Origin of the sequence: Micromonospora sp. AKA38 (assembly GCF_027925725.1) — a bacterium.
Classification (GTDB): Bacteria; Actinomycetota; Actinomycetes; order Mycobacteriales; family Micromonosporaceae; genus Micromonospora.
Genome location: NZ_BNEI01000005.1, coordinates 537,016 through 559,724, shown reverse-complemented (window position 1 = coordinate 559,724; position 22,709 = coordinate 537,016). Strand labels below are relative to the sequence as shown.

Sequence of the window (22,709 nt, the reverse complement as noted above, 5' to 3'; positions counted from 1 at the left end):
CGTTCCGACGTCTCCGTGACGGTGACGGTCTCTGTCAGTTTCTGACGCAGCACGGTGGAGTGGGACCGACGGTCCGGGCTCTCGGCCGGCGACCTGCGGTCCCACTCCACCCCCACCCCCACCGTCCTGCCCGGGGCATGGTGAGCAAGGAGAGACGACGTGCGGATTCTGCTGGTCAACATGCCGTGGGCGTCCATCGATGTCCCGTCCCTGGCGTTGGGGATCCTCACCAACAGCGTCCGCCGGAGGTATCCGGACGCCGAGGTGGAGGTCCTGCACGCCAACCTCGACTACGTCGACTGGGTGGTCGACCGGACCGAGTTCGGGTTACGCGACTACCAGTACTACTCGTTGTTCACCTACTTCGCCGGCTGCGGTGACTGGGTCTTCTCCTCGGCCCTCTACGACGACCCGGAGTGGCGGGTGGAGGAGTTCACCAGCCGGGTCCGCGACCAGATGTCCGAGCGGGAGTTGGCGCTCAACGTCGAACTGCACCGTTGCGCCCCCGAGTTCATCGGCGACCTCGCGGCCAGGATCGTCGAACGGGGACCGGACCTGGTGGGCTTCACGTCCACCTTCCAGCAGAACACCGCCGCGCTGGCGGCGGCCAAGCACGTCAAGCGACTCGATCCGACGATCCGTACCGTCTTCGGCGGCGCCAACTGCGACGGCGAGCAGGGCGCGGCCCTGCACCGCAACTTCCCCTTCGTCGACCTGGTCGTGCGGGGCGAGGGCGAGGCGGCGTTTCCCGGCCTGCTCGCGGCGCTGACCGGCGACGACCGGGCCCTGGCTTCCGTCGAGGGCCTGTGCTGGACGGACCGCGACGGCCGGCGGACCGCGAACCCGATGAGCACGAAGCCACTGCCGCCGGCCGAGATCGTCTCCCCCGACTACACCGGCTACTTCGAGCGGCTCGCCGCGTCCCGGGCCCGCAACTGGGTCGAGCCGAAACTGGTCGTGGAGGGGGCGCGGGGCTGCTGGTGGGGCGAGAAGCACCACTGCACGTTCTGCGGGCTGAACGGATCGTTCATGGAGTTTCGCAGCAAGCACCCGGGCGCGTTCTACGACGAGATCATCGGGCTTGCCGAGCGGCATCAGGTGCTCGACATGTTCGTGGTCGACAACATCCTCGACATGAGCTATGTGTCGACACTCCTCCCTCGGCTTGCCGAGTCCGGATACGACCTGCGGTTGCAGTACGAGATCAAGTCGAACATGAAGGGCGCACAGGTGCAGGCGCTGGCCGACGCCGGCCTGGTGAGCGTGCAGCCCGGCATCGAGAGCCTCAGCGCCCGGGTACTCAAGATCATGGACAAGGGCGTGACCGGCTGTCTGAACGTGCGGATGCTGCGGGACGCCGAGACCAGCGGCATCACCGTCGCCTGGAACTACCTCTACGGCTTCCCGGGCGAGACCGGGGAGGACTACGAGAGCATCCTGGCGCAGTTCCCGGCCCTGCACCACCTGTCCCCGGCGGGTGGCAGCAGCCGGATCGCCATCGAGCGGTTCAGCCCCTACTTCAACCGGCCGGAGCTGGGTTTCGGCGAGCTGCGACCGGCCGCGCAGTACCTCCTGAACTATGACCTGCCCGAGTCGGAACTGATGAACCTGGCGTACATCTTCGACGTACCCCAGCGGGGCATCGGCACCGACCTGGCCGCCCGGCTCGACGCGGCGGTCACCGAATGGCAGGACGAGTACGCCCGCAGCCGCCTCACCCACCTCGACCTCGGGCACGAGATCGTCCTGGTCAGCCGCCGTCGCCACTTCGACTGGCGCGTCGTCCGGCTGACCGACGCAGGGGAGGTCGCCGCCTTCCGGCTGCTCGACCAGCCACACAGCCTGGGCTCCCTGGCCCGCCGGCTGTCCCGGCCCGAACCGGAACTGGCGGTCCTCCTGCAACGCTGGCGGGAGCTGGGGGTCGTCTTCACCGACGGCGGGCAGTTCGTGCACGTCGCGCCCCGCTCGATGAACCAGCACCTGCTGCGCATCGACCACCTGCACCCGGAACGGGTCGGCGCGCGGCCGGGGGCCGACAACTCCGAGATCCGGTCGGCCGAGCCGGCCACCCTGACCACCGTCTGAGGAGAACCACCGTGGCCATCGCCGGACCCACCCTGGCCCCCGTGCCCGTCCGTCTCGCCCACGACCACGACCGCGAGGTCGGCGACGTACCCGGGATCGACCTCGGTGTCACCGAGCTGCAGGGGCCTCCCGGCGAGGCCGTCGCCGGCTGGTTCGACGCGGGCATCCGCCACGTCACCCTGATCGACCCGGTGAACTTGGCCGTCGAGGACGACACCGCGTCCCGCGACGCGGTCCGCCGCCTGGTGCTGGTTCGGGAGCTGACCAGTCACGGGATCGGCGTCGAATGGCGGCTGCTGCTGCCGGTCGACGGCGGGGCGGACTGGCGGGTCTTCTGCCACCTCTATCCGCCCGCCGAGCTCTCCCCGGCGGCCGGGGACGAGATGGAGCCGCTCGACGCGTGGCGACGGTCCTACTACATCGACAAGTGCACCTTCCGGCGTGGCCCGGGGTTCGTGCAGGTCCGCGACCGGCGGTCCAGCCGGCTCAATCTGCTGACCATCGACGACCCGGCATATCTGGCGATGCTGGCACAGGTCATGGAGGGCGCCCCGATCGCCGACATCGACCTGGACATCGCCCGCGACTTCGCGGCCGAGGGCCTGGTCGTGCAGGTGGGCACCATGCTGGTCTGGCTGCCGTATCGGCTACGTCGCTGGCCGCTGCCTTCCATGATCATCTAGTACGGCGGGCGTGGGGCCGGCTCCGGTGATGACGGCGCCTGCCTGGCCCGCCGGCCGACGGTCCGAATTTCCCGCGCCGTCCTCACCCGGAGCCGGCCGGGCGACGGGCGCGGCCAGCCGGTCGAGTATCCATGCGGTGATGAGCGCCTCCGCTCGCCACGACCGCTCCCGTCCACTCGGTCCGCTGTGCCCGCCGTGCATCTCGGTGCGCAGCAGCACCGCTGTGGCCGGTGACAGCGACCGGATGCGGGCCACCCACTTCGCCGGCTCGTGACAGGCGACCCGAGTGTCGTGCAGGCCGGCCGTCGCGAGGATCGGAGGGTACCGGTGCTCGCCGACGTTGTCGTAGGGAGCGTACGACTTGAGGTATGCATAGACGTCCGGGTCGGCGACCGGGTCGCCCCACTCATCCCGGTCCTGCACGGTCAGCGGCCGGTCCGGGTCCAACATCGTGGTGAGGGGATCCACGAACGGCACCTCCGCCACGATCCCGGCGAATCGATCCGGCGCGAGGTTGGCGACGGCGCCGACGAGCAGTCCGCCCGCCGACGCACCCCGCGCCACGAGACGGCCGGAGGCGACCCACCCCGCGGCCGTCAGGTGCTCGGCGGTCGCCAGGAAATCCGTGAAGGTGTTCTTCTTCGCCAGCAGTCGGCCGCCGTCCCACCAGGAACGGCCGAGTTCCCCGCCGCCACGCGGATGCGCGACGGCGAAGACGACCCCTCGGTCCACCAGGGACAGCAACGTCGGAGAGAACCACGGGTCAGCCGGCACCTGGTAGGCGCCGTAGGCATAGAGAACGCCGCCGATACGGGGAGCGCCACGGCGGGCCAGGATGGAGACCGGCACCCGTACGCCATCCGGAGCCGTCGCCCACTCCCGGTGCTGCTCGTAGTGTTCGGGCCGGAATCCGCCCCCCACCCTGGTCTGCCGGCGCAGCAGCAACTCGCCCGAACCGAGGTCGCAGTCGTAGACCGATTCGGGCGTGACGAGCGACGCGTATCGAAGCCGGAACAGCGTGGTGGAGTATTCCAGGTTCCGATCGGGCCGGACGGTGTGGATCGGCTCGGGGAACACGACGTCACGGTTTCCGGTGCCGTCCGGGGACAGGATGCGCAACCCGGTCAGGCCGTTGCGGCGCAGCGCCAGCACCGTGTGCTGAGCGAACGCGTACACCTGGGTGAGTCGGACACCGGGGACGTGCTCCACCAGGGAATGCCAGGTGCCCGGGGCGGCGGCCGGGGTCCAGGCGAGCGCGAAGTCGGGGGCGCCAGCGTTGTGCAGGACCAGGAACCGTTCTCCTTGGTGGTCGACCGTGTAGTCGACGCCGGGGCGTCGGGGTGCGACGACGACCGGCGGGCCGTCGGCTCCGTCCGCGGCGATCACGTGCACCTCGCTGGTGGTTCGACTACGTGAGGTGATGACGATGAATCCACGCGAGCGGCTGAGGATGACCCCGAGCCGGAACTGACGGTCGGGCTCCTCGTGGACCAGCCGGTCGCCGGCCGATGAGCCGATCGTGTGCCGCCAGACCCGATACGGGCGGCCGGTGTCGTCGGCGGTGACGTAGAACAGCCTGGTTCCGTCGGCGGACCAGGCCGATCCGTAGCTGACGTCGGGCATCCGGTCGGGCAGCAGGGTGCCGCTGCACAGATCCTTGACCTGCAGGGTGAACCGCTCGTCTCCGGTGTGGTCGACACCGTGCGCCAGCAGCCGACCGTCCGGGCTGACGTCGAAGATGCCGAGATTGAAGTATGGCGAGTCACCCGCGAGGATGTTGCGGTCCAGCAGCAATTCCTCACCGGGCAAGGGGCCGCCGGCCCCGGCGGCACCGCCGACCTCGGGCGGGGCTGTCGCACCCGCCGACGCCGGGACGCGGCAATGCAGGATGTAGGGCCGACCCGCCTCGGTGCGGTTGTAGTACCAGTAGCCGTCCTTGAGCACCGGCACGGTCAGTTCGGCCGGCGCCGTACGGGACCGGAACTCGTCCAGCAGCAGGTCCCTCAGACTGGCCAGGTGCGCCGTAGCCGTCGCCGTGTGGTCGGCCTCCGCACGGAGATAGGCGATCGTGTCGGGGTTGTCACGCTGCTGCAGCCACGCATACTCGTCGATGACCGTGTCGCCGTGGTAGGTGCGCTGGGTCGCGATCTGCTTGGCTCGTGGGGGCACCGGACGCTTCATGCGACCACGCTAGGGCGGTGCCGGTCGCGGACGACAATAATGTCTGGGCACGCCGAGCCTTTTATAGTACGGTTGCCGTATCGGGTTGACGTGGTCCCCGACATTCGTCCAGGTGGGCTCCCATCTTGAGGACTGATTCTTTCGCACTGCAATCCATTGCGTGACCAGGTCTATTGGCGCATCGATGGCGTTGATTGGAGTGGAGATGGACCAGCCACGCTGGAACGAGGTCTATCTGATCGCGAGCGCGCGTGGGATCTCGGTGTGCGGTGACCTTCTCGCCGCGACGGCGCTGGCTATCGTGCTACAGCAGCAGGGTGCCGGCGGATACACCGTGGCCGCGTTGCTGCTCAGTGCGGCCCTGCCGCCGGTGCTACTGGCCCGGTTGACCGGACGGATCGCCGACCGGCTCGACAGCCGGCGGATCATCATGGCGGTCGCGCCGGTCCAGGCGTTGTGCTGCCTGGCGATGCTCACCACGTCGGCCCCGGGGATGCTCATCGCCCTCAACGCGCTGCTGGCATGCGGGGTCGCCGTCACCCAACCGGTGTTCGCCGCGCTCGCGCCCGCGATGGTGGGCGTGGACAACGTCCCACGGGCAAGCGCGATCACCCAGACGTTCACGTCCGCGGGGATGTTCGCCGGGCCCGTGCTCGCCGGCGTCCTCGTCTCGATCGACGGACCGAGGTTGCCGCTGGTGCTCGACGCGGCCAGCTTCCTCGCCGTCGCGCTGGTGGGTCTGGTGATCCGCACCAGCCGTGCCCGCCGGCAGCCGGCGCCGTCCGCACCGCACCGCCCGCCGGTCGTGGCCTACCGGGTGCGCGACGACCGCGTGCTGCTCGTCGCGCTGGTCATGGTGGCAGCGGTCGTCGCGGCGGCGAACCTGATGGATGTCGCGGTCGTCTTCTTCGTCCGCGGCACGTTGCATGCCTCCGCGTCGATGTACGGCATCGTCATGGGTAGCTGGATGCTCGGCCTGGTGTTCGGGGCATGGGCGGCGGCGCGTGGCCGGACCGACGACCATGGTTACCTGATCAGGCTGGTCACCGGTCTTGCGCTGGTCAGCGCTGGCATCCTGGCCGGCGGCACCGTCAGCGAGGCAGGCTGGGTGATACCGGCGTTCGTGATCGGCGGGATCGGCAACGGCATGCTGGGCTCCGCGGCCGGAACGCTCGTCGCGCGTCGCACCCCGGAGGAGGCGCGGGGGATGGGGTTCGCCACCCTCGGCGCGGTGATCAATGGAGCGATGGTAGCCGGATTCCTGATCGCCGGTGGACTCCTCGAGGTCATCTCACCGCGTCTGGTGCTCATCTGGTCCGGTGCGTCCGCACTGGCCCTGGTGCTCGCAAGTGCGGTGCCGGTCCTGACGATGAGTCGCCGGCAACGGCACGCGGCAGACGATTCCCTCACGCTGGTTGGTGCAGCAGGCCGGAACGGATGACGACGGCGACCAGCGTCGCCCGATCGACCCCCTTGGGAAGGCCGAGTTTTTCGGCGACATACTTGATGTGGGCGTCCACCGCTCCCGCACTGATCGGGTGTCCCCTGCTGGACAGCCGGCGGGCCATCTCGGCCGACGTGGGCAGCACCGCGTCCATCTCGCCGCGCAGCCGTTCCACGCACAGTTCCCCGAGCACCGCGAAGTACGTGGACCGTTGGTCGAGCAGCGGCCTGCGGGCCGCCACCTTCTGGCAAACGGAGCACGGCCTGGGCGACGCGCGGATGTATCGCGGTTCGTGGCCGAACACGGAGACCTTCGGTCCGGAAGACGCAGCGGTCAGGTCGATATGTGCGAGCTCGAACGGCACCGGCACGTCCAGCCGCTCCGGGTCGACGATGACGTACTGGTACCAGTCATCCATGTTCTGCACGGTGACCGGATGCCGATCGGACAGATTGCTGAGCAGCCAGAAACTCTCCCGGGCGGTGATCCGCCAGCTCAGCGGTGGCGCGCCCGCAGCCAACACCGGCAGATCGAAGGGGCATCGACTGCATTGGCAGACGCCAATAGTCGCACTTTGACCTGACGTCAGGGTGACCTGGCTTGGCTGGACCCCGGGGTACGTGGGGCCCTGAATAATGATCTTTTTCATTGTCCCCGTTCCACTGGCTAGACTCACAGTTCACAGTGATATGTCTCACGAGCTGCCATGGAGTGCGACCCGAGCCCGGGCCAGCTTCGCCGAACTTACCTCGACCCCGAGTTCCCAACAAGGACCCGAGTTCCATAAACACGCATCGTAAACGTCCATGATTTGCTATCAGGACATTGACCAGCAACATTGCCTATCTGACCGCCATGCGGCATGACGCTCGGTGAGCCGCAGGCGCCTCTCATATCAGAGACCCCGCCCACTGGCAACTGCTGCCCATCTCGGCTTTCCGCGATGTCCGGCACTCTTCTCCTGTGCCAGGCTTGCTCTCGGTTGGCCCACTGATGCATTTGGTCAGCCAGCTCGTCGATATCGCGAGGCAAATGTTCCGTCGATCACTGATTGGAGGTGTGGAAAATGGACCTCGAATTCATCGAGACCTCCGCCGACCTGCGGGCTCTCTCGTACTTCAACGCGATCGCGTGACTGAACCGTGGTGCTGGTGGAGCGAATCGCTCCACCAGCACCACCTCGCTTGTTACAGTTCTTGAGAATGGATGAAGATGCGTACTCCGACATTCGAGGAGCTCGCCGGCGACGAGGCTGAGTTCTTCGCGAATCACTTCAACCAGACCCCGCTGCTGCGGCGGGCCGCGCTGTCCGGAGACTCCCGCGACGTCCTGTCCGTCGCGGACCTCGACGAACTCCTGCATCTCGAAGCCATCCGCCCGCCGTACCTCGCCATCACCAAGGACGGCGACGGTGTCCCGGAACGGGCATACACCACCCTGACCCGCGTCCAGGGCACCACGGTCACCGACACGGTCGTGGCGGAACGCGTCTACGAGCTGTTCCGCACCGGGGCCACCCTCACCTGGAGTTCCCTCAACCACGTGCTGCCCTCGGTGCGGGCGCTGACCCGGATGCTCGCCACCAAGTTCGCGGCCCGCAGCGACGTGGTGGCCTTTCTGACGCCGGCGGGCCGGCAGGGCTTCTCACCACACCACGACCCGGTCGACCTGTTCATCATCCAGCTCGAAGGCACCAAGCACTGGAAGCTGTGGGAGCCGCCGGCGACGCGCCGCGGCGACATCGGACACTACAAGCTCGAAGAGCTCGGCACCCCGGTGATCGAGACGACTCTGCGGGCCGGCGACGTGCTCTACCTGCCCTACAACACGCCGCACGTGGCGGCGGCCGAGGACCAGGTCTCGCTGCACCTGTCGGTGATGGTCCGGCCGAGGATGTGGCGCGATCTGCTCGGGCTGGCCGTCGAACGGCTGCTGGACACCGAGGGGTTCTGGCAGTTCCCCTACCTGCACGAAAGCACCGTCACCGACCTCGTCCCGGCCTTCACCGACCACGCGGCGTTGCTGGCCGAGCGGCTACGGGAGATCGACGTCGAGGCCGAGCTGCGCCGGTTGATGATGCTCGGACAACACTCCGAGGGCACCGCCCAGGGCAACGAGTTCCAGACCATCGCGGCACTGGACGCCATCGGCGGGAGCACGCTGCTGCGACGTACCGACGTCGCCGTGACGTTCCAGGAGAGCCAGGACGGCCGGACCAAGACCAAGGTCAACGGCCACACCATCGCGATTCCCAGCGCGGTTGCGGCGACCCTCGCACGGATGACCAGCGGCGAGCCGGTCCCAGCCCGGGAGATCAATCCCGATGTCGAGACGGCGCGTTCGGTCGGCATCGCCCAGGCGCTCGCGCGACTCGGCGTCCTCACCGTCGCGCGCTGATCGGGCCGACTCCGATGTACACCCCGACGTTCGCCGAACTCGCGGGCGACGAGACACAGTTCTTCGCACACCACTTCAACCAGGCGCCGCTGCTGCGCCGCGTAGCGCTGTCCGACGATCCTCGGTCCGTCCTCTCGATCGCCGACCTGGACGTCCTGCTGCACCTCGAAGCGCTCCGGCCGCCGTATCTCGGCGTGACCGTCGACGGTCAGGCGACGCCACTGGCGGCGTACACCGCGCCGGTCCGCGTGCAGGGCGCCATGGTGACCGACGTCGTCGTGCCGGAGCGGGTGTACGAACTGTTCCGCACCGGCGCGACGGTGACCTGGAGCTCGGCCGAGCAGCTCAGCCCGTCGCTCCGGGCGCTCACGGCGGTGCTCGCCGAGAGGTTCTCGGCCCGCAGCAGCGTGACCGCCTTCCTCACCCCGGCCGGGCGGCAGGGCTTCTCTCCGCACCACGACCCGATCGACGTGTTCGTCATCCAGGTCGAAGGCACCAAGCACTGGAAGCTGTGGGAGACGCTGGCGCCGCGCAAGGAGACCTTCGGTCACTACCGGATCGACGAACTGGGCGAGCCGGCGTTCGAGGCGGTGCTGGAGCCGGGCGACGTCCTGTACATGCCGTACAACACGCCCCACGTGGCGGTGGCCGAGGACCGGGTGTCGCTGCACCTGTCGGTGAGCGTCCAGCCACGGTTGTGGCGCGACGTCCTGGCGGCGAGCGTACGGCGGCTCCTCGACAGCGGGGAGTACTGCGACGCCGCTCGTCCCGACGAAGCGGCACTGGCCCGCTTCGCTGCCCGGCTGGACCAGCTCGACGCGGCCGCGGAACTGCGCCGCCTGATCGACTCCAGGGAGCTCCCGTGATCCGCAAGGTCCTGATCGGCGCGCTGGGCGCGTTGGTCGCCGCATGGCTGACCGCCTTCGCGGTACCCGCCCATCCCACGCCGACCATCAAGGTGCCCGCCCCCGCCGACGTGCTCGACAGCCGAACCGGCGTGATCTTCGAGTCGCACGACGCGGACGGGGCCAACACCATGCTGCCCGCTGACCAGGCCATCGAGAGTGCGATCGGACAGGTCAATCCACGCCGGCAACCCGATTCGGCCAACTCCGACCGCCAGTTCAACTGAAGGGAGCACACGAATGCCGCGGTTGGTGATCAGACCCCCCGGCTGGACGCAGTCCGGACCGGCCCGCGTCGCGCAACGGGTCGTCCGCATCCTGCCCCTGCTCGTCGTCACGGCGTACGCGGTGTCCGTCATCGGGTACAACCTGCCGCCGTCGCCGCTGAAGGTGCGGTTGCAGTCGACCCTCGACGCCGTCGTCGACCCCTACCTGACGCAGCGGTGGCGGCTCTTCGCACCCAACCCGCCCAACGGCAACTACGACGGCTGGCTCCAGGTCGAGTACCGCACCGGCGGCACCACGACGACCAGCCCGGTGCTGTCGCTCACGCAGCCGCTGATCGCCGAGGCCAAGGCGCACCGGCTCTTCCCGCCCCGGGTCGACCGCACCGTGCTGAACCTGGGCTATTCGCTCTCCGACATCGCGACCTCGGAGACCAAACTCGAGCGGCTCATCACGAGTCGACAGAACGGGCAGCCGCTGACCGACCCCGCCGATCCCAGCCACCCGATCAGCGCGCAGGAGGCCAGCATCCTGCCAGCCGGCTGGCAGGAGTTGGAGGGCGCCGGGCAGATGAGTGACACCGAGTACCTCGCCGCGGCCCGAGAGAGCCTGGCCGGTGCCCGCAAGCAGGTGAGCGGCCAGATCGGCCGGCTCGCCTCGATGATGGTGCCCGGCGTCCAACTCGACGGCGAACCGGTGCGGGTGCGGGTCTTCTACACCTGGACCGCGATCCTGCGCTTCTCCGAGCGGCACGAGGCGGACCCCGAACAGGACCCGCCCATCCGCATCGCCGACACCGGCTGGATGTCCTACCAACCCCCGGAGCGGTGAATGTCCACCTTCCTCGACCGTTTCGCCACCGGCCGCCGACGACTGGTCGGTCTGTCCCTGCTCAGAATCGGGCTCGGCGCCACCACCGCCCTCATCTATCTGGCCAACTTCCCGTACCGCGACGCCCTCTACGGGCCGAACGGGACCACCAGCTTCGCCAGCTTCAGCGCCTCGCAGCACTCCTCCGGGAGCGTGTTCTCCCTCTATCGCCTCAGCGACGGTGAAACATGGTTCAACCTGGTCTACCTTTCCGGCCTGGTGGCTGCCTTGGTCTGGACCGTCCTGGGCGGAAGGGCACTGACCCTGGTGAACGCGATTTTCATCTGGTCACTTGACCAGCGCAATCCCAACGTGCTTGACGGCGGCGACAACCTGGCCCGGATCCTGTTGCTGCTGCTGGTGTTCGCCACCACCAACGCGTACCTCAGCCCGCTCGCCGCGCGAACCCGCGCCCGGCTGACAGCGACAAGCGACAAGCCGACGCTGCTCAACAGTGTGCACAACGCCGCCGGGGTGCTGGTTGTCTTCCAGATCTGTGTCGTCTACGCCATGTCCAGCTTCTGGAAGATCGTCGACACCCGCTGGCGCGAGGGCAACGCGCTCTACTACATCAGCCAACTGCACCAGTTCCAGTACAGCGACACCGCCACCGCGCTCATGCACAACGCGGCGCTGGTGACGCTCGCCTGCTACCTGACCATCACGGTGCAGCTGGCGGTGGTGCTGCTGGTGCCCGGCCGCAACCGGCGGCTCCGCGAGATCGCGCTGCTGCTGGTGATCGGCATGCACCTCGGCATCGGGGCCACCATGGGCCTCGTCAGCTTCGCGTTCTACATGATCGCCGCTGACTGTGCGCTGCTGTCCGACGACGACTACCGCGCGACCCGCGACTGGCTCAGGCGGCGCTTCGCGTCGGCGTACCGCCGGAACGCTCCGGTCTCACCGGCGGTACCGGCCCCCGAGCCCGACCTGGTCGGTGGTGCACGATGAGTGACTGGTCGTCCTCCGCGCAGTACCTGCGCAACGAGGCCGGGCACTACGACGACGAGATCGGTGCCGGCTGGCCCACCGGGCCGGCGGTCCGGTTCCTCAAGGACGTCGTCGGTGCCGGCAGCCGGGTCCTGGAGTTCGGTGTCGGCACCGGCCGTATCGCCCTGCCGCTCGGGTCCGGCTCGGGCCTGAACGTCACCGGCGTGGACAACTCCGCGGACATGCTCGCCGTGCTGGGCACCAAGGACCCGGCCGGCGTGATCCGGACGCGCCACGCGGACATGGTCGACGTCCGGCTCGACGAACGCTTCGATCTCGTGTACTGCGTGTTCAACACCATCTATGCGCTGCCCGACCAGGACACGCAGGTCGCCTTCCTGCGCAACGCCGCGCGTCATCTCGCCGACGACGGCCGCCTGGTGCTGGAGACACAGATGATCGGGCTGTCCGACTTCGTCAACAACAAGATCATCGCACCCACGCAGATCCGGCCCGACCGCACCGAGCTTGTCATGATCCTGCACGATCCGGCGGAACAGACCCTGGTGCGGCAGACGGTGAACTTCCGTGCCGACGGCGTGCACCTCGCGCCGTTGCGGATGCGCTACGTCTGGCCCGCCGAGCTGGACCTGATGGCGCGCCTGGCCGGACTGCGCCGCACCGGCCGATTCGGCGGCTGGTCACGGGAGCCCTTCACCGGAACCGGCGTCTGCATCTCGATCTACCAGCACGGGAGTGATCTACAGTGACGTTCGCCGACATCTTCGGGTCGCCGACCGAGTTCGCCACCGTGCTGGCCCGCGAGGCCGTCGTGCGCAGGCAGGCCATGCGGTGCCCACCGGGTGACCTGCTCACCGTGCGCGACCTGGATCGCCTGCTGCGGTCCCGCACCATCCGCGCAGCGGACATCCGGATCGCCGCCGAGAACAACATCATCGTCCCGGTCGAGTACACCGCCGTCGCCGAGTCCTCGGGCGGTGTGCACGCCGAATACGCGGTGGCCGAGCGGGTGTACCGCTACTTCGAGGCCGGTGCCACGCTGATCTGGCCGCACCTGCAGCGCTTCGTGCCGGCTCTGTTCGACCTGGCTCGCGACGTGGCGGCTGCCGTGGGAACCCCGACCTGGGTCGACGGCTGCCTCACCCCCGCAGGACGGATGGATCTGGTCGTCCACGACCGGCCGGTGGAGATCGCCATCGTCCAGCTCACCGGTACCCGCCGGTGGCGGGTCTGGCCGACGAAGCCGCAGCACGCCGACACCAGCCGTGTCGGCGCATCGGGTGAGCCGGCCGTGGACGCCACTCTGGAACCCGGCGACGTCCTCTACGTACCCTCCCACTCGCCGTACGTGGGTGACTACGGCGGCAACCTGTCGCTGCACGTGAGCGTGACGTTCCGCCAGCCCACCTGGCGGAACCTGATGACGGACCTGGTGGCCGAGCTGCTCCTGGACGACGCCTTCCTGGAGCGGCCGCTGCCGGTCGACGCCTTCGGGCCGGGTCTGCCGGCCCGGCGCGACGAACTGCTGCGCCGATTGTCGGCGCTCGAACTCGACGACCTCGCCGCACGACTGCGCACCGCCCCGGACGCCACACCGTCGCTGGGCGTCCTTCCCGACGCGCGATCGTCAGGTGAGCCGGGCCGGTTCGCGCAGTTGGCCGACGCCGACCGGATCGGTCTGGACGACGACATCGAGATCGGCCCGTCCTGCACCGTTGCCGACGGCGCAGTGACCGTCGGCGCGACCACGTATCGCCTGGACGCAAAGCTGGTCGACACCTTGCGCCAACTGCGCGACACCGGGGGCCGGTGGCCGGCCGGCAAGGTGGCGGCCGTCGTCTCCGCCGATCCGCACCGCGTGATTCGCGCGCTGGTACGGGCCGGCGTCCTCCGCCAGGCCGCGTGAGTCCGACAAGCCCTTTCTGCGTAGTGCATGGGGACCGTCGGCACGGCCGGCCCTACGAGGACACCCGACAGTCAAGCGATCGAGGCCGTGCCCCATTTTTCGCTGGTCACAGCCTCGATCGTCTTGATGGGGTCGACGTGGCCCTCGACAGGGCCGGAGCCCCTCAACCACCGCGCCACGTTCCTGATGCACCGGATGAGGACGGGCCGGCCCCGATGCCGGATACCCGACGAATCAGTCTGACGAAGGTCGACGCCTCTTCACCTTTTGCGCCACCTCTGACACCCTGCATTCGCGGCACAACCCAGTGGATAGGCGGGTCGAGGGCGATGACAAAGCGTTGGCTGGTCACGGGATGTTCGAGCGGACTCGGTCAGGCTCTCGCGGCCCGGCTCGCCGCCGAGGGCGACCAGGTGGTGGCGACCGCCAGGCAGCCGGAGACCCTGGACGAGTTGGTCGCCCGGCATCCGAACAACGTGGTGGCCGCCGCCCTGGACGTACGGGATCCGGAGCAGTGCGCAGCAGCGGTCGCGCGTGCGGTGGACGCCTTCGGCGGCGTCGACGTTCTGGTCAACAACGCGGCCTACGGCCAGTTCGGCACCTTCGAGGAGATCTCCGACGCGGAGCTCGCCGCGCAGTTCGCCACAAACGTCTTCGGGCCGTGGCGGCTCACCCGCGCCGTGCTGCCGCTGTGGCGGGAGCAGCGCCACGGGCACGCCGTCTTCGTCAGCTCGGTCTCCAACGTGGTTCCCATCCCAGGGCTCGCCGCGTACAACGCAAGCAAGTATGCGCTGGAGGGAGCGGCCGAATCGCTTGCCGCCGAGGCCGGGCACCTCGGGGTCAAGGTGACCATCCTGCAGCCGGGCGGCTTCGCCACCGGTTACAGCGCCAACCTGCGGAGACCGGAGCACGGTATCGCGGACTACACGCCGGTCAGCGAGGGCATGTTCCGCGCGCTGCACGAGATGAACACCTACGCGGAGATCAACTCCCCCGAGCTCTTCGCCGACGTGGTCTGGCGGCTCGGTCAGATGGACTCGCCGCCGCTTCGACTGCCGGTGGGATCCGACTCGGAGGTAGTCCTGACGCGCGCCTACGACGCCCGACGCCGAGAGTACGACCAGGTGGTCAAGGCGGGCCATCACATCGCCCCGTGAGCAGGCGCGCGAGGAACGATCGAGCCAAGATCGTCGACGTTCTTCCGCATGAGCAAGTCCGCCTGGTGCTGGCCGGGATCGCAGCGGACCAGGCGCAGTCCAAGCTGGACCAGACACGGTCACCGGACTGGCCGGCCGCGAAGGAGCCGCCTCTTCGTCGCAACAGGCCCGGGCCGCACCCAGGTTGACGGACGCCACGACGGTTCCGGCCAATCGGGGAACCTCAGGCTTACCTCTTTCCCGGTCACCGGCGCAGGTGGCCGATGCCGTGCTGGTCGAGCCAGGTGACCGTCCGCACCACGAACGTCGGCGCCGCCGAGCCGGCGCTGACGTCGGTGGCGACCAGCGGTACCTGGGCGGCGACCGGGAGCAGGGTGGACTGCCAGCAGGCCGGCGTGGCGCAGGCCGAGCGGTCGTCGACGCGCCAGGCGGCGGCCACGTTGCGGCCGTCCGGGTCGGCCGGACGGTATTCCAGCCACCGGCGCAGGTCGTTGCCGCCGTCGATCCCGGCGGCGAGGACCAGGTTGAACGAGCCCTGCACGCGAAGCAGGCGGATCTGCTCCTGCACGCCGAAATTCGGCAGGCTGGTGCCCGCGCACGCGACGCCGCCGTCGCGCCAGCAGGTCCAGACCACCGCGGGACCGGTGCCACCGGCCGCCGGGAAGTCGTAGGGCGAGATGTCGAAGATCACCGCGTTGTCGGCGCCGAACACCTCCGCCGCCGCGCTCCAGAAGGAGCGCGTGGCGAGAAGGTCGCTCTGGCGCAGCGACACGATGGGTGTGATGCCGGCCCGGACGAGCCGGTCGACGTACCGGGCCGCCTCGTCGACGTAGCCGACGCGGTTCTGTCTGTCGGTGGGGCTGCCGGTGTAGACGAAGCAGGCGTCGCTCAGCACGACCCGCACCGCGTCGACGCCGCGGGCCCGCAGCGCACCTACGGACGCGTCGTCGACCGGGCCGTCCCAGCGGATCGGTCCCCACGCGCACTCGCCGGGCGCGTCCGACCGGATGATTCCGCGTGGCCGGTACGGCCTCGGGTCGGTGGTGACCGTACGGATGCGGTTGCCGATCGCCTTCAGCGCGGGGGCGGCACCGGGTGCCGGCGGCGGGAGCACCCGGATGCCGCGGACCTCGGCGGTGGCCTGGGCGCCGTCGCTGTCGTAGGCGGTGGCGGTGACGCGGGTGCCGCTGTTCGGCGGCGCGCCGCGCCAGTCGAACGCGTACGGCGCGGTGGTGTCCACGGCGAGCAACGTGCCGCGCTCCCGGAACTCGACCCGCTCGATCCGCCGGCCGGCCGCCGCCGTGGCCTCGGCACGGATCGGGATGACGCCCGGCGCGGCGAAGAAGTCGTTGGGCAGGGGCGAGGTGAGCGACACCGACGGGCCGCCCGGCTGTGGGCTGGGCTGCGGGCTCCCCGAAGCCGTCGGCTGCGACGAGCCGGTCGGGCTGCCGACGTCCCCGTTGCACGGCTGGCCGCTCAACACCCAGTCGGTCGGCTCGGGCTCCGCGTCCCGGTAGTTGCCGCCGAAGCGCACCGTCACCGAGGCGCCGGTCGGCAGCGTGGACCCCGCCGGTGGGCGGAGCATGGTGATCGGGTACAACTCGCCGCTGCCGAGCGTGTATCCGTCCGGCAGCCGGTCGAGGCCCATGGTGATCGTCTGGCCGCTGACCTGACGGAACCGCAGCCACCAGTCGGTGACGGGGGAGCCCAGGTTGGTGACGGTGAGCTCGGCCCAGAAGCCGTTGGACCACTCTCGGGTGATGGTGTAGTCCACCGTGCACGCCGTCGCGGCGTACGCCGGCGGCAGCACCATCGTCATGGCCCCACCGACGACGACCGCAGCGGCCGTGGCCAGCGCGAAGATCCTGCGTCGCATCATGCCCCCGCATTCATCGACAGGCATCGCTCAATAAAGCCTCGGCGGTCGGGACTCTGTCTGTCAATACCGTGGTGCACGTCACCGACGAGGGCCGCGGCCTGGGCGGGTGGGCAGCGGACGGCGGGCGGTGGTCAGTCGGGCGGGGCCATGCGGCGACGCAGTTCCCGCTTGAGCACCTTGTGACTCGGCCCGAGCGGCAGCTCGTCGACGTACCGGACCTGCCGCGGGTACTTGTGCCGGCCCAGATGCTCCCGCGACCAGTCGATCATCTCCTGCTGGTCGGGCAGGCCCGGGCCGGCCGGGTCCGCCACCACCACCGCGCAGACCTCCTCGCCGTGGTGCGGGTCGGGCACCCCGATCACCGCCACCTGGCCGACCGCCGGGTGCCCGGCAAGGACCTCCTCCACCTCGCGTGGGTAGACGTTGAAGCCACCCCGGATGATCATGTCCTTCTTCCGGTCGATGATGGTGATGAACCCGTCGGCGTCCTTGCGTCCCAGGTCACCGCTACGGAACCAGCCGTCCACCACCGCCTCCGCGGTCGCCTCGGGCCGCCCCAGGTAACCGGCGAAGACGTTGTGCCCCCGAATGACGATCTCGCCGAGCTCTCCGGTCGGTAGCAGCTCGATCCGCTCGTCCACCTCCGCGCGGGCGATCTCCACCTCCACGCCCCAGACCGGGTGCCCGATGGTCCCGGCGCGGGTGCCGAGGTGCGGCTGGTTGGTGGTGGCGGTGGGTGAGGTCTCGGAGAGCCCGTACCCTTCGAAGACCGTCGTCTGGAAGGCGACGTGGAACCGTTCCAGCACGGCCACCGGCAGCGACGCCCCACCGGAGACGCAGAGCCGCAGCCGGGGCAGGTCGTCCCGGTCCCGGGCGGCGTCGAGCAGCGCCACGTACATCGTGGGCACGCCGTGGAAGACGTCCACCCCCTCGCGCAGCATCAGGTCGATGGCGGCCGGCCCGGTGAACCGGCTCAGCAGCACCAGCGTCGCGCCGATCCGGAAGGTGCCGTTCATCGCCACCGTCTGGCCGAAGCTGTGGAACAGCGGCAGGCAGCCGAGCACGACGTCCGTGCCGCGCGCGTCGTTGGCGTCGAAGACGTTCACGGTGGCGTTCATGACCAGGTTGAGGTGGGTGAGCAGGGCGCCCTTGGGCACCCCGGTGGTGCCGCTGGTGTAGAGCACCACCGCCGGGTCCTCCGCCGACCGGGTGACGTACGACGGCAGCGGTGGCAGCGGGTGGCTCAGCTCCTCCAGGCGGGGCGCGACCGCGCCGGCGGCCGCCGGCCCGACGGTCACCAGCGGCACGCCGGACGCCGCCGCGGCGGCGGCGCCCAGGGCGAGCTGGGAGCTGTGGCACACCAGCAGCTTCGTGCCGCTGTCGGTCAGCACGTGCGCCGCCTCGTCCACGGTCAGCAGCAGGTGCACCGGGACGAGCACCGCGCCGGCGGCAAGGGCCCCGTAGTAGACCCGGGGGAAGTCCACCACGTTCGGGGCCAGCAGGGCCACCTTGTCGCCGGGGCCGACCCCCAGCTCCCGCAGCCCGGCGGCGTAGCTGCGCGCCTCCAGCCACAGCTCGGCGTACGTCACCCGGGTGTCGCCGTCGACCACGGCGACGGTGTCGGCGTGCCGGCGGGCGGACTCGGCCAGCACCATGGCCAGCGACAGCGCGGTCATCGGGCCACGCCCCGCACCAGGCGGCTGACCGTCTCGGCGACGCAGACCGGCTTGCCGCCGGCGTCGCTCTCCACGGTGAGCGCGGTGACCACCTGCACACCGCCGTCCACCGGTGACACCTCGGCCAGGGTCGCGGTGGCGCGGACCGCGCTGCCGACCCGGAGCGGGGCCGGGAAGCGCACCCGGTTGAGGCCGTAGTTGACCCCCAGGGCCACCCCCTCGACCCGGTACAGGCCACCGGCCAGCGCCGGCAGCAGGGACAACGTGAGGTAGCCGTGCGCGATGGTGCCGCCGAACGGGCCGGCCGCGGCCCGTCGCGGGTCGATGTGGATCCACTGGCGGTCGTCGGTGGCGTCGGCGAACCGGTCGACCCGTTGTTGGTCGATCCGGAACCAGGGGCCGGGGCCCAGGGTCTCGCCGGTCGCCTCGGCCAACTCCTCGATGGACGCGAAGACCCTCATGCCAGGTGCCCTCCCAGCTTCGTGTAGCCGCGTAGCAGGTCGCGGGAGATGATCAGTCGCTGCATCTCGTCGGTGCCCTCGAAGATCCGGTACAGCCGGACCTGCCGGTACCAGCGCTCGATCGGCAGCTCGCGGGTGTAGCCCATGCCGCCGTGGATCTGCAGGACGCGGTCGACCACCCGATTGACCATGCCCGCGCCGTAAAGCTTCGCCATCGAGGAGGCGTGCCGCGGGTCCATCCCCTGGTCGACGGTCCAGGCGGCGCGCAGGATGAGCCAGCGGGCCGCCTCCAGCTCGGTCTCCGAGTCGGCGATCATCCACTGGATGGCCTGGTTGGTGCCGATCTTCGCGCCGAAGGTCTCCCTGGTGTTGGCGTAGTCGATGGCCATCGACAACGCCCGCTCGGCGATGCCGACGGCGTGCGACGGGATGGTGTAGCGGCCCTTGCCGATCCACTCCATGCCGAGGCTGAAGCCCTGCCCGGGCTCGCCGAGGATGTTGCGCCCGGGCACCCGGACGTCGTCGAAGACCAGCGAGGCGGGGCCACCCTCGCCCATCGTCTGGATGAACTCCGAGCGCCAGCCCATCGACCGGTCCACCAGGAACGCGGTGGCGCCGCCGTGGCGGGCGCCCTTCTCCCGGTCGGTCACCGCGATCACGATGGCGAAGTCGGCATCGTGACCGCCGGTGATGAAGGTCTTCTCGCCGTTGAGGATCCAGTCGTCGCCGTCGCGGCGGGCGCTGAGCTTGATGTTGGCCGCGTCGGAGCCGGCGCCGGGCTCGGTGATCGCGAAGCAGCTGCGCCGCTCCCCCTCGATGGTCGGGACCAGGTACTCGCGCTTCTGCTCGTCGTTGGCGTGGAACAGGATGTTGTCGGCCTCACCGCCGAACCGGAACGGCACGAACGAGCGGCCGAGTTCGGTCCAGATCAGGGACTGGGTGACGGCCGGCAGGTCCATGCCGCCGTACTCCTCGGGGGTGGCCAGCCCCCAGAACCCGAACTTGCGCGCCTTGAGCTGCAGCTCGCGCAGCTCGCTGTGCTCCAGTCCGGGCCGGTGCGCCCGCTCCCGCCGCAGCAGTTCCTGCTCCAGCGGCATGACCTCCCTGGCGATGAAGTCGCGGGCGGTGTCGCGGATCGCCCGCTCGGTGTCGGAAAGCGCGAAGTCCATGTTTCCTCCGGGTGCTGGTCCGCCGGCGCGCCTCAGCGCGCGCCGCCGTTGACGTACAGGGTCTGGCCGCTGACGTACGACGCGTCGTCGCTGGACAGGAAGGCGATCACCGAAGCGATCTCGGTCGGCTGGGCGACCCGGCGCAGCGGGGTGTGCTCGGCGACCATCCGCTGATGCTCCTCCGGGCTGCTGCCGACCCGCTGCGCGGTGGCGGCGGTCATCGCGGTGGCCACGTAGCCCGGGGCGACGGCGTTGACCGTGACGTTGTACGGGCCGAGCTCGATGGCGAGGGTGGCCGTCAGGCCCTGCACCCCGGCCTTGGCCGCCGCATAGTTGACCTGGCCCCGGTTGCCGAGGGCGGAGCGGCTGCTGAGGTTGACGATCCGGCCGTAGCGGGCCGCGACCATGTGCTGTTGGGCGGCCTGGCAGCAGAGGAACATGCTGGTCAGGTTGGTGGTCAGCACCGCCTCCCAATGTGGCAGGGGCATCTTGAACAGCAGGTCGTCGCGGGTGATGCCGGCGTTGTTCACCAGCACGTGCAGCCCGCCGTACGCCTGCACCACCCGGTCGGTCATCGCGGCGACCGCCGCGGGATCGGTCACGTCGCAGCCGATGCCGACGGCCCGGCCGCCGGCCGCGGTGATCTCGTCGGCGACCGCCTGGCTGCGCTCCTCGTCGAGGTCGACCACGGCGACGGCGGCGCCCTCGGCGGCCAGCCGGTGCGCGGTCGCCGCGCCGATGCCCTGCCCGGCGCCGGTGACGACGGCCACCCGGTCGGCGAATCTGGTCACGGGTTCTCCCCTTTGCTAGAAGGCGTTGACGCCGGTGAGCGCGCGCCCGATGAGCAGCTGCTGGATCTGGCTGGTGCCCTCGTAGAGGGTGGCGACCCGGGCGTCGCGCAGGTACTTGCCGACCGGGTACTCGTCGATGTAGCCGTACCCGCCGAAGACCTGGACGGCGTTGTTGGCCGCCCGGACCGCGGCCTCGCTGGCGAAGAGCTTGGCCATCGACGCCTCGGTGGCGAACGGCTCGCCCCGGTCGACGAGGTCGGCCACCCGCCACACCAGCAGCCGGGCGGCGGCGGTGTCCACGGCGATGGCGGCGAGCAACTGCTGCACCAGTTGGTGCCCGGCGATCGGCTTGCCGAACTGGGTGCGCTGCCCGGCGTAGCCCACCGCCGCGTCGAGGCAGCCCTGGGCGATGCCGACGCAGCCGGCGGCCACCGACATCCGGCCCTTGGCCAGGGTGGCCAGGGCCAGCCGGAACCCGCCGCCGGCCGGGCCGAGGCGCGCCGAGTCGGGCACCCGGACGGCGTCGAAGCGCAGCTCACCGGTTGCCTGGCCGCGCAGCCCGAGCTTGCCGTGGATCTCTTTCCGGGTGAGCCCGGCGACGGTGGTGGGCACCAGGAACGCGGTGATGCCCCGGTGTCCGGCCCCGCCGGTGCGGGCGAAGAGCAGGACCACATCGGCCAACGTGCCGTTGGTGATGAACGTCTTCGCGCCGGTGATCAGCCAGTCGCCGCCGTCGCGGGTCGCCCGGGTGGTCAGCGCGGCCGCGTCCGAGCCGCTGTCCGGTTCGGTCAGGGCGAAGCAGCCGAGCGCGGTGCCGGCGCAGAGCCGGGGCAGCCACTCGGCCCGCTGCGCGGCGGACCCGTGCGCGGCGATGGCCTTGGCGACCAGCCCGAGCGACACCGAGACGATGCCCCGGACGGCGGAGTCGCCCCGGCCGAGCTCCTCCAGCACCAGACAGTAGGAGAGGTGGTCGCCGCCGGACCCGCCGTTCTCCTCGGGGATGGTCAGCCCGAGGAAGCCCAGCCGGCCGAGCTTTCCCACGATCTCCGGGTCGACCGACTCGCGCCGGTCCCAGGCCGCCGCGTACGGGGCCACCTCCCGGTCGACGAACTCGGCGGCCAGTCGCCGGACGGCCGCCTGCTCCGGGGAGAGCTGAAGGTCCATGAGGAATAAACTAGCGCTGCAAGTTTAATTCCGTCCAGACCTCGTTGTGGCAGAGTTGCGGCGAACCCACGAGCGAACGAGGGAGGCACGGATGCCCCGGCCGAGGCAGGCGCTGCTCAGCCGGCAGCGGATCGTCGAGGCCGCCGCGGCGCTGATCGACGCGGACGGCCTGGAGGGGTTCTCCACCCGCCGGCTCGCGGCCGAACTCGGGGTGCGCGGGCCCTCGCTGTACAACCACTTCGCCACCAAGGACGAGATCCTCGACGCGGTGGCCGACAGCGTCACGGCGCAGGTCGACGTCTCCTTCTTCGGCCGCCTCGACTGGCGCGAGGCGCTACGCCGGTGGGGGCACTCGTACCGGGCGGCACTGGCCGCGCACCCGAACATCGTGCCGCACCTGGCCCGCGGGCCGGGCCGGCGACCGGCGGCGCTGGCGATGGCCGACGCGGTCTACGGTGGACTCGTCGCTGCCGGCTGGCCGCCCGCGCGCGCGACGCACATCGGCGCGCTGATGCGCTACTTCGTGGCGGGCTCCGCGCTCGGATCGTTCGCCCGTGGCTTCGTCGAGGACCCGGGGTTGTACGACGAGCGGTATCCGCACCTGACCCAGGCGCACCGGCTCGCCGAGCATCAGCAACGGGTGGACGAGGGCGCCTTCGCGCTCGGCCTCGACGCGCTCATCCACGGGCTCTCCCGCACCTACGAGGAGCACATCGGGCCGCTGCCACCCCTCCCAGCGGCCGACCTGGGGCGCTAGAGTCAAAA

At 70.1% G+C, this 22,709-nt stretch carries 20 protein-coding genes; 12 read left to right on the top strand and 8 right to left on the bottom strand.

The genetic code is table 11. From position 1 onward, the window contains the following. Positions 1 to 159: 159 nt before the first annotated feature. Together TPA0908_RS20200 and TPA0908_RS20195 are read left to right on the top strand one after the other, a co-directional pair. A complete protein-coding gene (locus tag TPA0908_RS20200; protein ID WP_281940177.1) occupies positions 160 to 2,085 on the top strand; it encodes a RiPP maturation radical SAM C-methyltransferase in 1,926 nt (641 codons plus the stop codon). A 41-nt stretch (positions 2,086 to 2,126) separates the two neighbouring features. Then, the gene (locus tag TPA0908_RS20195; RefSeq protein WP_281940175.1) at positions 2,127 to 2,768 is read left to right on the top strand and encodes a DUF5825 family protein; all 642 of its coding nucleotides are present in this window, start codon (positions 2,127 to 2,129) and stop codon (positions 2,766 to 2,768) included. On the opposite strand, the gene TPA0908_RS20190 is transcribed toward TPA0908_RS20195, so the two are convergent. Continuing rightward, the gene (locus tag TPA0908_RS20190; protein WP_281940173.1) at positions 2,733 to 4,949 is read right to left on the bottom strand and encodes a S9 family peptidase; all 2,217 of its coding nucleotides are present in this window, start codon (positions 4,947 to 4,949) and stop codon (positions 2,733 to 2,735) included. The two genes, TPA0908_RS20195 and TPA0908_RS20190, sit on opposite strands and share 36 nt — an antisense overlap. A gap of 205 nt (positions 4,950 to 5,154) precedes the next feature. Here TPA0908_RS20190 and TPA0908_RS20185 point away from each other — a divergent pair, with 205 nt between their 5' ends. Beyond that, positions 5,155 to 6,390, top strand: a complete 1,236-nt coding sequence (locus tag TPA0908_RS20185) for an MFS transporter (protein WP_281940170.1) — start codon at positions 5,155 to 5,157, stop codon at positions 6,388 to 6,390. Here TPA0908_RS20185 and TPA0908_RS20180 read toward each other — a convergent pair. Then, on the bottom strand, positions 6,356 to 7,042 hold the full coding sequence (locus TPA0908_RS20180; RefSeq protein ID WP_281940168.1) for a helix-turn-helix domain-containing protein: 687 nt from the start codon (positions 7,040 to 7,042) through the stop codon (positions 6,356 to 6,358). The genes TPA0908_RS20185 and TPA0908_RS20180 overlap by 35 nt on opposite strands. Positions 7,043 to 7,605: 563 nt before the next feature. On the opposite strand from TPA0908_RS20180, the gene TPA0908_RS20175 reads away from it, so the two are divergent. From TPA0908_RS20175 to TPA0908_RS20140, 8 genes are all read left to right on the top strand, one after another. Then, positions 7,606 to 8,790 carry a cupin domain-containing protein gene (locus TPA0908_RS20175; RefSeq protein WP_281940166.1) on the top strand — a complete coding sequence of 395 codons (1,185 nt, stop codon included), beginning with the start codon at positions 7,606 to 7,608 and terminating at the stop codon, positions 8,788 to 8,790. Between the two features lie 14 nt (positions 8,791 to 8,804). After that, positions 8,805 to 9,656 carry a JmjC domain-containing protein gene (locus TPA0908_RS20170; RefSeq protein WP_281940165.1) on the top strand — a complete coding sequence of 284 codons (852 nt, stop codon included), beginning with the start codon at positions 8,805 to 8,807 and terminating at the stop codon, positions 9,654 to 9,656. Further along, complete coding sequence (locus TPA0908_RS20165; protein WP_281940164.1) at positions 9,653 to 9,922, top strand: hypothetical protein; 270 nt, start codon at positions 9,653 to 9,655, stop codon at positions 9,920 to 9,922. Before TPA0908_RS20170 ends, TPA0908_RS20165 begins: the two co-directional genes overlap by 4 nt. 25 nt (positions 9,923 to 9,947) lie before the next feature. Beyond that, positions 9,948 to 10,751: a DUF5819 family protein gene (locus TPA0908_RS20160; RefSeq protein ID WP_281940162.1), complete on the top strand. Its 804-nt coding sequence runs from the start codon at positions 9,948 to 9,950 to the stop codon at positions 10,749 to 10,751. Further along, positions 10,752 to 11,741 carry a hypothetical protein gene (locus tag TPA0908_RS20155; protein ID WP_281940160.1) on the top strand — a complete coding sequence of 330 codons (990 nt, stop codon included), beginning with the start codon at positions 10,752 to 10,754 and terminating at the stop codon, positions 11,739 to 11,741. Continuing rightward, positions 11,738 to 12,490, top strand: coding sequence for a class I SAM-dependent methyltransferase (locus tag TPA0908_RS20150; RefSeq protein ID WP_281940158.1), 753 nt, complete (start codon positions 11,738 to 11,740; stop codon positions 12,488 to 12,490). Before TPA0908_RS20155 ends, TPA0908_RS20150 begins: the two co-directional genes overlap by 4 nt. Then, entirely contained in the window at positions 12,487 to 13,647 is a 1,161-nt protein-coding gene (locus TPA0908_RS20145; RefSeq protein WP_281940156.1) for a JmjC domain-containing protein, read from the top strand. Before TPA0908_RS20150 ends, TPA0908_RS20145 begins: the two co-directional genes overlap by 4 nt. A 329-nt stretch (positions 13,648 to 13,976) precedes the next feature. Continuing rightward, entirely contained in the window at positions 13,977 to 14,804 is an 828-nt protein-coding gene (locus TPA0908_RS20140; protein WP_281940155.1) for an SDR family oxidoreductase, read from the top strand. 244 nt (positions 14,805 to 15,048) lie between these two features. Here the strand turns inward: TPA0908_RS20140 and TPA0908_RS20135 are convergent, their stop codons facing one another. The 6 genes from TPA0908_RS20135 to TPA0908_RS20110 form a co-directional block, all read right to left on the bottom strand. Next, the gene (locus tag TPA0908_RS20135; RefSeq protein WP_281940154.1) at positions 15,049 to 16,683 is read right to left on the bottom strand and encodes an Ig-like domain-containing protein; all 1,635 of its coding nucleotides are present in this window, start codon (positions 16,681 to 16,683) and stop codon (positions 15,049 to 15,051) included. A gap of 131 nt (positions 16,684 to 16,814) precedes the next feature. Beyond that, complete coding sequence (locus TPA0908_RS20130; RefSeq protein WP_281940152.1) at positions 16,815 to 18,359, bottom strand: long-chain-fatty-acid--CoA ligase; 1,545 nt, start codon at positions 18,357 to 18,359, stop codon at positions 16,815 to 16,817. Further along, entirely contained in the window at positions 18,356 to 18,820 is a 465-nt protein-coding gene (locus tag TPA0908_RS20125; protein WP_281940150.1) for a MaoC family dehydratase, read from the bottom strand. The genes TPA0908_RS20130 and TPA0908_RS20125 overlap by 4 nt, the downstream gene beginning before the upstream one ends. After that, the gene (locus TPA0908_RS20120) at positions 18,817 to 19,989 is read right to left on the bottom strand and encodes an acyl-CoA dehydrogenase family protein (RefSeq protein WP_281940148.1); all 1,173 of its coding nucleotides are present in this window, start codon (positions 19,987 to 19,989) and stop codon (positions 18,817 to 18,819) included. Before TPA0908_RS20120 ends, TPA0908_RS20125 begins: the two co-directional genes overlap by 4 nt. Before the next feature lie 32 nt (positions 19,990 to 20,021). Continuing rightward, positions 20,022 to 20,780 carry an SDR family NAD(P)-dependent oxidoreductase gene (locus tag TPA0908_RS20115; RefSeq protein WP_281940146.1) on the bottom strand — a complete coding sequence of 253 codons (759 nt, stop codon included), beginning with the start codon at positions 20,778 to 20,780 and terminating at the stop codon, positions 20,022 to 20,024. Between the two features lie 15 nt (positions 20,781 to 20,795). Further along, positions 20,796 to 21,944 (bottom strand): acyl-CoA dehydrogenase family protein, encoded by a 1,149-nt coding sequence (locus TPA0908_RS20110; RefSeq protein ID WP_281940145.1) that lies wholly within the window; start codon positions 21,942 to 21,944, stop codon positions 20,796 to 20,798. A 91-nt stretch (positions 21,945 to 22,035) separates the two neighbouring features. Between TPA0908_RS20110 and TPA0908_RS20105 the strand changes: the two genes are divergently transcribed. Further along, entirely contained in the window at positions 22,036 to 22,701 is a 666-nt protein-coding gene (locus tag TPA0908_RS20105) for a TetR/AcrR family transcriptional regulator (RefSeq protein WP_281940144.1), read from the top strand. Positions 22,702 to 22,709: the final 8 nt, after the last annotated feature.

Bases quoted from the DNA above. Each gene is read 5' to 3' on its own strand.
- TPA0908_RS20120 (WP_281940148.1), bottom strand. From the start codon at position 19,989: ATGGACTTCGCGCTTTCCGACACCGAGCGGGCGATCCGCGACACCGCC.
- TPA0908_RS20135 (WP_281940154.1), bottom strand. From the start codon at position 16,683: ATGATGCGACGCAGGATCTTCGCGCTGGCCACGGCCGCTGCGGTCGTC.
- TPA0908_RS20190 (WP_281940173.1), bottom strand. From the start codon at position 4,949: ATGAAGCGTCCGGTGCCCCCACGAGCCAAGCAGATCGCGACCCAGCGC.
- TPA0908_RS20180 (WP_281940168.1), bottom strand. From the start codon at position 7,042: ATGAAAAAGATCATTATTCAGGGCCCCACGTACCCCGGGGTCCAGCCA.
- TPA0908_RS20130 (WP_281940152.1), bottom strand. From the start codon at position 18,359: ATGACCGCGCTGTCGCTGGCCATGGTGCTGGCCGAGTCCGCCCGCCGG.
- TPA0908_RS20110 (WP_281940145.1), bottom strand. From the start codon at position 21,944: ATGGACCTTCAGCTCTCCCCGGAGCAGGCGGCCGTCCGGCGACTGGCC.
- TPA0908_RS20185 (WP_281940170.1), top strand. From the start codon at position 5,155: ATGGACCAGCCACGCTGGAACGAGGTCTATCTGATCGCGAGCGCGCGT.
- TPA0908_RS20170 (WP_281940165.1), top strand. From the start codon at position 8,805: ATGTACACCCCGACGTTCGCCGAACTCGCGGGCGACGAGACACAGTTC.
- TPA0908_RS20150 (WP_281940158.1), top strand. From the start codon at position 11,738: ATGAGTGACTGGTCGTCCTCCGCGCAGTACCTGCGCAACGAGGCCGGG.
- TPA0908_RS20175 (WP_281940166.1), top strand. From the start codon at position 7,606: ATGCGTACTCCGACATTCGAGGAGCTCGCCGGCGACGAGGCTGAGTTC.
- TPA0908_RS20105 (WP_281940144.1), top strand. From the start codon at position 22,036: ATGCCCCGGCCGAGGCAGGCGCTGCTCAGCCGGCAGCGGATCGTCGAG.
- TPA0908_RS20125 (WP_281940150.1), bottom strand. From the start codon at position 18,820: ATGAGGGTCTTCGCGTCCATCGAGGAGTTGGCCGAGGCGACCGGCGAG.
- TPA0908_RS20140 (WP_281940155.1), top strand. From the start codon at position 13,977: ATGACAAAGCGTTGGCTGGTCACGGGATGTTCGAGCGGACTCGGTCAG.
- TPA0908_RS20155 (WP_281940160.1), top strand. From the start codon at position 10,752: ATGTCCACCTTCCTCGACCGTTTCGCCACCGGCCGCCGACGACTGGTC.